This is a genomic window from Paenibacillus sambharensis, from assembly GCF_003233845.1.
In the GTDB taxonomy this organism is placed as follows: Bacteria; Bacillota; Bacilli; order Paenibacillales; family Paenibacillaceae; genus Paenibacillus_I; species Paenibacillus_I sambharensis.
In genome coordinates this window covers 19,301-30,884 of record NZ_QKRB01000043.1, presented here as the reverse complement: position 1 = coordinate 30,884, position 11,584 = coordinate 19,301, and the positions used below count along the sequence as shown (strand labels likewise).

The following is an 11,584-nucleotide window of genomic DNA, read 5'->3' as shown; positions in this document are numbered from 1 at the left end:
TGCTAGAACTTCAGCGAAGGCAGCTTCCTGCCCTCAAAATCAAACATCGTTAGGTTGGACCAGTTATTCTCATGGCCGACTGACCACTCCTGCTTGCATGGAATCCAGCTTGGCTCCCACCAGTAGAAGCCAGCACCTAGGCCGCCGGCTGTTTCTTTCACTATTGTAATGAAGTCCCGAAGGTACTTTGTCTGGCCTTCCGGGGTAGCCGGATAGCCTTCATGCAGCAGTTCTTCCTTCTCCATCACAAAGGTATGTCCTGCCGTCTTGTCCAGCGTCCACGGGTAGGCTGTTTCCACGACAATAACTTCTTTGCCATACCGCTCAGCCAGATCGTTCAGGTTATGCTTCAAATCCTCCAGCGTACCGTGCCACCAAGGATAAAATGACAGCCCAATCGTATCAAACCGAACCCCTAATTGTTCAAACCTGTCATAGAATGCTATGCTGGAAGCATTGTCGCCTCCCCGGTCAATATGGACCATTACATTGATCGCGGCGTCTACGTCTTTACAAGCATTTATCCCCGATTTCACTAATCCACTGAAACGTTCCCACTGTGCGTCATTGTTATATTCATCCCCGTCCACCTTGCCGTCATCCCACAGCATGCCGGGTGTGATCTCATTACCGACCTGCACCATGTCAGGCAGTGTGCCTTGAGCCTGCAGTGCCTCCAGTACTTCACGGGTATATTGATAGACCGCTGCTTTAAGCTCATTGTATCCAAGCTCCGCCCAGGCTGCTGGCTTCGACTGCTGACCCGGATCAGCCCACTTGTCTGAGTAGTGGAAATCAAGCAGGAAATGCAGGCCAAGATCCTTTATTCTTCTGGCCATCAAGAGCGTTCGTTCAAGATTGCAATATCCGCCTGCTGGCTCATTCCATATTCGCAAGCGAATGGAGTTTACTCCATTATTCTTCATGATAACCATGCAGTCTTCCTGGGCTCCTTGATCGGAGAAGGTTCCTCCTCCTTGCTCTATTTCATCCAAGAAGGAAACATCCATCCCGTTAATAAATTTTGGTGCTATACGAGCTTGTGCTGCTGAGCCTTCATGATTCTTCATCAGGCTTACCCCTTTCACTCCAATTAACGTTTAGTATACGACCGCAAAATAACAGCACGCTCCCCATCCATTAAGCATGAGGCGCGTGCTGTTAGTGAGCTATCTTCGTTATTCTTTAACAGATCCGAGAACAAGACCTTTGACAAAATACTTCTGAAGGAACGGATATACGACCAGAATTGGAAGTGCACCGATAAAGATTTGCGCTGCGTTAACCGTCTTCTGGGACAGCAGTTCCATTTCCTTAGGACTCATGCTCATCGTGCTCATGTCACGTTGAATGACGACTGTCTGCAGGAAGGTTGCCAGCGGCTGGCTCTTGGCGTCATGGAGATAGAGCAGTCCATCAAACCAGGAGTTCCAGTGGAAGACCATGCTGAACAACGCCAACGTAGCTATCGCCGGCAGAGAAACCGGCAGGAAGATCGTAAATAGTGTCCGGAAATGGCCGGCTCCATCGATCAGTGCCGCTTCTTCAAGCTCCTTCGGAATACCTCTGAAGAAGTTCAGCATCAGAATGGTCAAGTATACATTGACCGCGCCTGGAAGTACAAGCACCCAGAAGCTGTTCATCAGCTCCAGCTTCTGTATCACGATGTAGAAGGGAACCAGCCCGCCATTGAAGACCATGGTGAAGACGAAGATCCAGGCATAGATCGTTCTTGCCTTAAACACTGTGCTTTCCTTGGAAAGCGGATAAGCTGCCAGGAATGCAAGCACCAATGTGATTGCTGTACCAATAATTGTCCGTTTGATCGATACCAGGATTGACCCGAGAAATACCGGGTTATTAATCGTCTTCTTATAGGCTTCCGTCGTAAAATCGACAGGCCATAAGCCGACAAGGTTGGCATCAGCTGCCGATTTGGCACTGAAGGAAATCGCAAGTACATGCCACAGAGGTATGATACAAACGATAGCCAGCAGGATCAAGCCGCTCGTATTGAGCGTATTAAAGATTCGATATGATAACGTCTTATGATACATTTACGCTCACCCCGTAGTTTAGAATATCCGATAGCCTGCAAGCTTGTAGGCCAAACGGTACGATACGACAATCAGAATCATGCCGATAACGGATTTGAAAAGCCCGATTGCCGTACCGAAGCCCATCTGTCCATTCAAGATGGCAGCGCGGTAAACGAACGTATCAATAATGTCGCCCTTATCATACACAAGCGGGTTGTACAGGTTGAAGATTTGATCGAAACCGGCGTTCAGAATATTGCCGAGCGCCAGTGTACCCACAACAATCGTAATTGGAATCATTGATGGTATCGTAATATGCATAGTCTGCTTGAAACGGCTTGCCCCGTCCACTTCCGCAGCTTCATACAAGGACGGGTTTACATTGGCAAGCGCGGCCAGGAACACAACTGTACCAAATCCGAATTCCTTCCACATATCGGTTACGACAACTGTTATCCTGAACCAGGTACCGTCTCCAAGGAAGAAGATCGGCTCTATACCGAACACATTCGTAATGATCCGGTTCACGAATCCGCCGTCTGTTGACAGGATATCTACCAGAATACCGCCAAGAATAACCCAGGAAAGGAAGTGAGGCAGATAAACGAGCGTCTGGACAAATCTCTTCACGAACATCTTGCGGAGCTCGTTAAGAAAAATAGCAAACGTAAACGGCGCAATCAGATTGGCCACCATCTTGAGAACAGCAATTACCAGGGTGTTGATAATAACCTGAACACTGTCCTCCCGTTCAAACAGATAGCGGAAGTTGTCGAGCCCGATCCATTCCGACCCGCTGATGCCGAGTCTCGGTTTGAAATCCTGAAATGCCATGACAATCCATGCCATGGGTACATAACTGAACACAATCAAGAAAATCAGTGATGGAAGAATCATCAGATGAAACGGCCAGTTACGTTTTAAAAGCTTCATTATGTGTCCCCCTATTACCAGTTACAATCTCTAAAGCGATTATAGCAACATGTCGAAAAAGCAAGTAGCCAACAAAAGCAATATAAATGGCACTATTGCAACCTCTTTTGAAACGTACAAATACAGTAATGTAAACACTTACATTCATGCAGCAGATGCAACCAGCAGTATTCGTTCATGACATGTAAAAAATAAAGCGGCTGCACGAAGCAGCCGCCATAAATGTAACCTGTCACTTATTATTACTTAACAGTTTGGTACCATTCATTAACTTCTTTCGTAATGTCAGCACCGCCGGAAGACTTCCAAGTCTCTACAAACTTATCGAATGCATCAACTGGTTTCTTGCCGTAAATAATCTCGTTGAAGGTTTGAAGCTCAAGCTTGTTCAGGTAATCCAGCTTCATCTTCATGGTTGGCGTCGTAGGGCCGGTGAACATATTCTTCATTGAGATATCTTCTTGAGACAGCAGTACTTTAGCCGCTGCCGGTGTGTCTGGACCATAGTTAACTGCTACGTCCTTCTCAAGACGTGTCTCAGGCTCTTTGCCATCAGCAAGCGCGAGCAATGCGTTCATCTGTGCATCAGGAATACGGGCGCCGTCACGCACCAGGAAGTAACGTGCAGGTGCGATAATCTGGCCGCCAGGAATATCATCGCCAAACACCGGGTTGCCGTTCTCGTCGATGTCGTAGTCATAGCCTTTGAACAGACCAAGGTCAAATTCGCTGCCTGGTGCCGGATTCGCGTAGTTATCAAACAGATAGTTCTGGTAAGTAAAGAGTGCTTCAGGATGCTTCATGTCTTTGTTGATAAGGATAACACCGTTCGTGAAGTGTGTGCCATGACGGCCTGCTTTGCCATCCGGGCCAGTTGGGATCGGATACGGCTTCCATACTGCACCCTCAACATTCTTCGCGGTGTCAAGCAGCGGCCAGCCGCTCATCCAGTAAGGCCCTGGGATTATGCCAGCAGTACCTGCAACGGCAGGCTCAGCTGTCTTGTTCTCGTCCCACAGCGCTGCTTCTCTAGGAATGTAGCCCTTGTTATACCACTCGTTCAGCTTAACAAGACCCGGCTTCATTGCTTCATTAACCGATCCATACTCCAGCGTACCGTCAGCAGCCAGGTTCCACTGCTCAGGGATGGTTCCGTATGCACCAAAGATCCAGGAAGGATCGCCCATCCATGTGTTAAGCGAGCTCTTGAAGCCGATGCTCAGCGGTGTTACCTGATCAGGCTTCAAGCCTTGCGGGTTGTTGTTCTTGAATGCTTCGAGAACTGCTTCCAGTTCTTCAATTGTCTTAGGAGCCTCCATGTTCAGCTTGTCCAGCCAATCTTGGCGGATCCACAGCAGGTAGTCATGGTTATAGGCATAGTCCAGAAGCGGAATTCCCATACGGACACCGTCACGGATGTAAGGATTCCACACGTTGGAGTCCATCTCCATTGCAGCTTTCCAAGTATCGTTCGCATACTTGTCGAACAGTGCGCCAGCGTCCTGGAAAGCACCCGAATCAATGAGGTCCTGGGCAAGCTGCGGATCGTCGTTGCCTACCACAACAATATCAGGGAGCTCTTGACCCGAGGTCAGAGACAGGCGAAGCTTTGTTGCGAATGCGCCGTTCGTATCGGTAACGGACCACAGTGACTTAATATCAATTCCGAATTTATCGAGTGCCCACTTCGTTGCAACGTTGTTCTCAATGGACTCGCCATTTTTGAACTTAAGAGCCGGGTCGACGCCCCATACCGTGCTAATTGTTACTGGCGGCTCATATTTTTCTTTGTACACGCTTTCGGAATTACCAGTGTTAGCTGCTGTCCCAGCGTTACCGCTGTTTGTATTGCTGCTACTGCTGTTGTTGCTGCAAGCGGCCAGTAGTGACAGGATAAGCGTCAGCGTCAGCATAGTCAGCCAAGATTTCGAAGCCTTGCTCTTCATGTTGTTCCCCCTCAATTAATGCTTTGTTGTATGTCTTACTCACATTATAGGCGGAGGCGTAAGTTGATCATATGACACAAACCGAACATTTCTGCACCTTTTACAACATCATGGATCATTTACTGGTCCCGGAATTCATTTGGCGTCAGCCCGTAATGCTTTTTGAACATTTTGCTAAAATACTGTGGATTCTGGTAACCCAGCTCTGCTGTAATTTCATAGATTTTCTTATTTGAATGCTTTAGAAGATACAGCGCCCGCTCCATACGCATCCGGATGATATAGTCGCCCAGACTTTCGCCAGTCTCTGCTTTATAAATTTTGGAGAGGTATACCGGGTGAAGGAACACCTTGTCCGCAATGGTCTTCACCGAGGTTTCCTGCCCAAGCTCATTGGAGACGAACTCGTGCACCTGTTTAATAATATAGCTCTTCGTATGCTCATCGCTTTCGGACAGCTCGGAACGCAGCTTGTCCATCATGCTGGAAGCCCACTGTTCGAGCCGGTCGACGGACAAGATCACACTAGGATCCGTTAATAGGTCGAAGCCCGACTGATCAATCTGGTACATGTACACCCCTTGCTTATGGGCCATATACATAAAGGCATTGGTGATGACCAGATAGACTTCATAGATATGCTCGCGCGAGAAACGTGCCTGCTTGAAATCAGCGAACACATGGTCCAGCTTCTCCCTGGCCGCTTCCCACTGCTTGGACTCCAGCAGATGAATCAGTGTGGGCGGCTTATACAGAATCTCCAGCGATTTCACCGCCGTGCCATAAACCTGCAGCTTGTCTTCCAGAAATACGACAGGCCGCTCCTCGTCCTGCTCGGTCATGAAGAATGAGCTGAGACCGGACCGGTAGGCTAGCGGTATGTCATCCGGGAACGTAAACCATTCGGTAATGACAATCGAGACATCGCCCTTCAGGTAATTGCTGACATTCTGTCGCAGGCAATGGGCTGTCTGAACCAGCAGCTCCCGTCGTTCTGCTTCAAACTTACGGGACAACTCCAGCTCATCCTTCTTGTCAGCCTTCAACGAGACAATCAACAGCAGGCAATCATGCGGAGCCTTGGCGTGCCAGACCGAGAAGTTCTCGCCAAACACTTCCTCCGCGATATTCCCAACCGCATATTCCATAAGCGACAGTGTGTGATGATCGGCAGCCGAAAATGGTTTGCCCAGCTGAATAAGCAGCATCACAGCATGGTCTTCTACAGGAATCGGAATGTCATAGTCAGCCAGCTTCTGTTTGATCAGCCGGTTTGAAAGCTTGCGTCCGAGCACCAAATCATGCATCAGGTTGGAACGCAGTACACCGATATCAGCATGACGATTGTGTACCAGCTTGTCGTACTTCTCGGACTGCTCCCACTCATCCTTGAGCGACTCAATCGCATTCGTAACGGTAAGGATAAATTCGTCATCATTAACGGGCTTCAGCAGATAATCGAATACCTGCAGCTGAATCGCTTTCTTGGCATATTCAAAATCAGCATGGCCGGTTAACAACACACACCGGATATTCGGCCAGCGCTCTGTAATCTCTGCTATAAATCGCAAACCGTCCATCTCGGGCATCCGGATATCCGAAACGACAATATCAACCGACTGTTCCTCTAATATCTCAATCGCCTTCTTGGCAGATGATGCCTGATGCACACTGGATACACCAAGGCTCTGCCACGGAATCGTCTTAGCCAAGCTTTCAGTGACGTAGGATTCATCGTCAACAAGCAATATTTCAATCATTGAGCTCTATGTCCTCCTGTGATGTCATCATTGATCTAGTATAGTCCACTGCAGAGTAACCTTCAGGCCGCCGAGCTGAGAGTGCTCGAAACGGATACCAGCCTCTGAGCCGAAGCCCAGCTGCAGCCGTTGGTGCACGTTCCATAATCCGCAGCCCATTTCCTCATCCATCGGTTTATCCATCTTATACTGCAGGGCCATTCTGTCTTCTACTGTCATGCCTTTACCGTTGTCCTCAACCGTTACCTTGATCTGCTGTCCGTCAACTTCACACAAAACCCGGATCTCGCCAGCATCCGCATTGGGCTCGATGCCATGAAGCACCGCATTCTCCACCAGCGGCTGAATGACCAGCGGCGGGATCTCTATGCGCCTTAAGCGGGCCGGAACCATGATTTCAAAATGAAGCCGGTTCATCCGCATTTTCTGAATCGCAAGATAGTTGTCGACAAAATCCAGCTCTTCTCCGAGAGACACAAGGTCCCTCTCTTGTCTGGTTGTATATCGGTAGTATTGGGCCAGGCTTTGAGACATGGCCACAACAGCCTGATGATTTTCAAGCTTGGCCATACTGGAGATAAAGGAGAAGCAGTTGTAGAAGAAATGCGGATTGATCTGCGACTGGAGCTGCTTCAGCCTGGCTTCCTTAACATGCAGCTGTTCCTTATACACGTGCTGGAACAGCTCCTGAATCTGCTCCACCATCAAGTTAAATCTCTCAAAGAGGAAGCTGAATTCCGTCCGCCCCTTGGGCAGGAGCCTGACGCTGTAATCGGCATTCTTAAGCCGCTGAAAAGCTATAACCAGCTGACGCAGCGGCACCTGCACCTGAGCGTAAAGCAGGTAGGCCGCCAGGCAGCTCATCACCAGCAGAGATCCGGCCGAAATATAAAACAGCTCATTGGACTTATGAATCGGACGTAAAATATCCGAGAGCGGCATATAATCAATCAAATACCATCCGGTAGACCTGGACATCACCGTATTAACCAGATATTTCTCCCCATCTATATTCATCGTCAGACTGCCGCTTAACCCGCTGTTCTGCCGCTCCAGCTGCTTGATGATCTGTGCGGTCTGTTCCTTGTCAGCCGTCCGGTTGTAGATGATGCCTGTATCCTTCTTGTAGTAGATCGGATCACGGCGCCCGTCATTCTTAAACTGATCGAGCATTTTTACAATGTTACCGCTGTCAAAACGAACCTCAATAATCAGATTTGCTTCATCCGGCCGGTACAACGTAGATATTGGCGTAACCGTAACCATTGAGAACACAAATTCCTCTTCAGCATCCCCCGTACCCTTGCGCACCTGCCAATTCGGGTGAACCCGGGCCTTCAAATCCTCGCGGTCATAAAGCTTTGCATCGTTAATGGAAACGGCACGGTTAATGGAAGGCGAGTAGATGATTAATTCGCTGTCCCAGTTGGAAGAGCTCTCCTGTATGCTCAGCTTGGTCTGAACCCGTTTAATAACGGATATTTGTTCAAGATCAAGGTAGTGCTGAACGAGCTGTACTTCCTTTAAGGCAGCAATGTCAGGGTCATGGACGAGCAGCGTCGGCCATATGGTCAGCTGGTCAACCTGTGTGTCTACCTGTGTTTGAAAAAAAGACAGCTGATCCGCATTGGATTTGCTCAGTTCTGTGGCAAGGACATCGGTACTAACCTTGTTGGAATATAAATACAGAACAATAATGGGGACAACCATCAGCACAATAAGTGTCACGATCTTGGTGAATAAATTAAGTTTGGGCATGCCGGAAACCGCCTTGTCGGATTATGTCGTCTGTAAATTGTATGACAGGATGGAGCGCTTGTACACCAGACTTTCAGAACCCAATTAATGGTGTCATTCTTCTTATCGGCCAGCAAGTGGAAAAATACAACCTTTGTGCACTTTTCGAAACCAGTTTGCAAAAAAAAGAACCGGTCCTCCGTATAAAACGAAGGCCGGCTTAAATTTCACGACATCATTACTAGTAGGTTCCGCTAATATCCAGGGTTCGTGCGCTCCCGCTGTCCTTGAGGCTGGAGGAATTTCTAACCTGTTCCTGCAGTTTGGTGTAGAATAATTCTTCATCAATTGGCAGCGTCACCCAATCATCTGTCCAAGAGGACAGCAGCATTGCATTGGAGAGCATCAGGCCTTTGATCCCTTCCTCACCTGGCGCGAGCAAAGGACTGCCATGCCGGATGGCTTCTATCCAATTGCGGATGATGCCCGGATGATCAGAGGCCGTCCCCGAGACCGGCACATCTATCGTCCAGCACTCCGGCTGTCCAAAGCCGCCGGTGTACGTCCGGTTGAACTCCGGTTCACTGACTCGAAGCCGATGGAAGGTAAGCTTCCCATCCTCGACCACCATTTTCCCCTTCTCACCCGACAGTTCAAGCCTGTTTGTACCTGGCGTCTCGAAGGTGGAGGTAACGAATACTGCGGTTGCACCGTTCGGATATTCGGCATAGGCTGTCACATCATTCTCGACCTCGATGTCACGATGCCTGCCAAAGCCGCAAAATGCCCGGATCCGCGAAGGCATCATGCCCGTGATCCACTGCCACAGATCCAGCTGATGGGGATCTTGGTTGAGAAGCACACCGCCTCCTTCGCCTGCCCATGTGGCCCGCCAGCCTCCAGAATCATAATAGCTCTGGGAACGGTACCAGTTCGTGATAATCCAGTTGATCCGCCTGATCTCGCCCAATTCTCCGGCCTGAACAAGCTCTCTGAGCTTGGCATACAGCGGATTAGTCCGCTGGTTGTACATGATACCGAATACCCGTCCGCTGGCTGCCGCCGCCTCATTCATTTCCCGCACCTGTTTCGTATAGACGCCGGCAGGCTTTTCCACCAGCACGTGAAGGCCAGCCGCGAAAGCTTCCTTAGCAAGCGCCGGATGACTATAGTGCGGAGTACAGATAATCACCGCATCGATCTCTCCCGAGCCGAACAATTCTGCCGGCTGCTCGAACCGCCTGATACTGCTGCCCAAATTATCGGCCGCCCAGACAAGCCTGTCCTTGCGCAGGTCGGCAACCGCACGGAGTACGGCGCCTTCAATCCGTCCCTCAGCCAGCAGCGCAGCATGGGCGGAGCCCATATTGCCAACCCCGATTATGCCTACTCTTATATTCTCCATCCAAGCCGCCCCTTCCGGAATATTCTATTAGCTGTATTGACTACACCTATATTGTAGTCCGGGGCCGAAGCGCAGACTTTCCCCTTAACCTGTTCTTTCCCCTATCCAGTTGACCGACATTGGCCCATCCCTTCCCTTCTTGCCGGGGAGCGGAGACCACTGCCAGCTTGTGTCCATATTATAGAGTATACGAACAGGAGGGAGACCATGGCAGCGACTGAAATGATTCATAACATTCTGTATGCCAGCGGCTCACTGCGAGGCAAGGATTGGGAATTTGTCAGCAGCCAGGTGACTGTTGTCGTTAATTTAAGTCTCCGTCCGGACCTGCCCCCGGATTGGCTGAAGGGTACTCTACTTCTATGGGAGCCGCTTCCCATGTGGCAGATGCCCAAGCTTCCCTGGCTGATTAATCTCGTTTATAAGATTAACAGGATGCTTGATAAAGGTGAGACTGTACTGGTTCACTGTACGAACGGCAAACACCGGGCTGGCTTGGTACTGACCGCCCTCTATATGGTACGTTACCGGCTCGGCAGAGAGCGCGCTCTTCAAGAGGTGCGCAAGCGCAAGCCCGATCTCAGTCCTCCCCTTCCTTATCTCCGTCTGCTGGACCGGCTGGAGGAGCAGCTCTCCGTTAAACCAGACTCTAAAGGATGAAAGACCTTGAAAAACCGCCGCGCCTGTCATCGATTTCCCGTGAAGACCGGCGTCGGCGGTTTTACGATGTGTAACCGCTGCCAGCTTAAGCTCTTGTGAATGATCTTAACTGTCTAAGCAAATACTCTACATTATCCTGATAATTGGAGGCAGTCGAGCATGCGGGAACAGATGGGCATTCTTGAGCATCTAAGACAAGGCTACAAGAGCAATTCCAGTGAACTGCTTAATTATTGGATTAATTACTCCCATCTAGGCACATGGCAGTTCTGGCTCTGCGCTGCAATTCTAATCGTCCCTCTTATCGTCGTATACCTATATATCGATCGGGGCAAGGCATTCCACATCGGCTTCTTCGGGTTTAACGTACATACGTGGTTTTCCCATATTGACACATACGGTGTGCTTCACGGCTTGTGGGAGTACCCTTATCAGGTCATCCCCTTTACACCGGTCAGTTTTATGCTTGATGTCTCCCTCGTGCCTGTCTCCTACATGCTTGTCTATCAGTGGGCCATTAATCATGGCAGGAGCCGCTACCTGTTCCTGACCCTGCTGAGCGCAGGCTTCGCTTTTGTTTTCAAGCCCATTATGACCTCAATCGGGCTGTTTAAGCTGCATGAATGGATGAATTACCTGCTGCTGTTCTGCGGGTATATGGTCATTATGCTCGTCTCCGTCTGGATAACGGTCTTCTTCCAGAGGCTCCAGCAGACCAGTCCACCGAAGTTTCTCAGAAAGTAAATCCCCCACAGCACCTCCGCATCTCAAAAAAACCTTCTCGCCGGCTTTCTTGCGAAAGCGGCCAGAAGGTTTAGAAGTGCCGGATGGCGAACGCCGGTCAAATTTTCAATTCACCAAGCTTGATCAGCTCGACAACCGCTTGCGAACGACCTTTAACGTTCAGTTTTTGCATGACATTGGAGATATGGTTGCGTACCGTTTTCTCGCTGATGAACAATTGCTGCGCAATGTCTCGTGTTGTTTTATCCTGTACCAGCAGCTCAAAAACCTCGCGTTCACGATGCGTCAGTAAAAACTTGCTCTTGTGGTCGTCTCCCTTCAAGATGTCACCCCTCCTTGCCGGGTTTTATGGTGTTTACA

Annotated in this window: 10 protein-coding genes; 2 read left to right on the top strand and 8 right to left on the bottom strand. The window is 49.6% G+C overall.

Annotated elements, in window-relative coordinates; genetic code table 11:
• Positions 1-2: 2 nt before the first annotated feature.
• From DNH61_RS09985 to DNH61_RS09955, 7 genes are all read right to left on the bottom strand, one after another.
• Complete coding sequence (locus DNH61_RS09985) at positions 3-1,070, bottom strand: glycoside hydrolase family 53 protein (RefSeq protein ID WP_111146524.1); 1,068 nt, start codon at positions 1,068-1,070, stop codon at positions 3-5.
• 108 nt (positions 1,071-1,178) lie between these two features.
• Positions 1,179-2,057, bottom strand: a complete 879-nt coding sequence (locus DNH61_RS09980) for a carbohydrate ABC transporter permease (protein ID WP_111146523.1) — start codon at positions 2,055-2,057, stop codon at positions 1,179-1,181.
• Positions 2,058-2,075: 18 nt separating this feature from the next.
• The gene (locus DNH61_RS09975) at positions 2,076-2,972 is read right to left on the bottom strand and encodes an ABC transporter permease (RefSeq protein WP_111146522.1); all 897 of its coding nucleotides are present in this window, start codon (positions 2,970-2,972) and stop codon (positions 2,076-2,078) included.
• Positions 2,973-3,214: 242 nt separating this feature from the next.
• On the bottom strand, positions 3,215-4,918 hold the full coding sequence (locus DNH61_RS09970) for a type 2 periplasmic-binding domain-containing protein (RefSeq protein WP_111146521.1): 1,704 nt from the start codon (positions 4,916-4,918) through the stop codon (positions 3,215-3,217).
• Positions 4,919-5,037: 119 nt separating this feature from the next.
• Complete coding sequence (locus DNH61_RS09965; protein WP_111146520.1) at positions 5,038-6,678, bottom strand: response regulator transcription factor; 1,641 nt, start codon at positions 6,676-6,678, stop codon at positions 5,038-5,040.
• A 27-nt stretch (positions 6,679-6,705) separates the two neighbouring features.
• Positions 6,706-8,436 (bottom strand): sensor histidine kinase, encoded by a 1,731-nt coding sequence (locus DNH61_RS09960; protein WP_111146519.1) that lies wholly within the window; start codon positions 8,434-8,436, stop codon positions 6,706-6,708.
• Positions 8,437-8,656: 220 nt separating this feature from the next.
• Complete coding sequence (locus DNH61_RS09955) at positions 8,657-9,820, bottom strand: Gfo/Idh/MocA family protein (RefSeq protein ID WP_111146518.1); 1,164 nt, start codon at positions 9,818-9,820, stop codon at positions 8,657-8,659.
• Positions 9,821-10,027: 207 nt separating this feature from the next.
• On the opposite strand from DNH61_RS09955, the gene DNH61_RS09950 reads away from it, so the two are divergent.
• The gene (locus tag DNH61_RS09950; protein WP_111146517.1) at positions 10,028-10,480 is read left to right on the top strand and encodes a protein-tyrosine phosphatase family protein; all 453 of its coding nucleotides are present in this window, start codon (positions 10,028-10,030) and stop codon (positions 10,478-10,480) included.
• Positions 10,481-10,639: 159 nt separating this feature from the next.
• The gene (locus DNH61_RS09945) at positions 10,640-11,224 is read left to right on the top strand and encodes a CBO0543 family protein (RefSeq protein WP_111146516.1); all 585 of its coding nucleotides are present in this window, start codon (positions 10,640-10,642) and stop codon (positions 11,222-11,224) included.
• A gap of 97 nt (positions 11,225-11,321) precedes the next feature.
• On the opposite strand, the gene DNH61_RS09940 is transcribed toward DNH61_RS09945, so the two are convergent.
• A complete protein-coding gene (locus tag DNH61_RS09940) occupies positions 11,322-11,546 on the bottom strand; it encodes a helix-turn-helix domain-containing protein (RefSeq protein WP_111146515.1) in 225 nt (74 codons plus the stop codon).
• Positions 11,547-11,584: the final 38 nt, after the last annotated feature.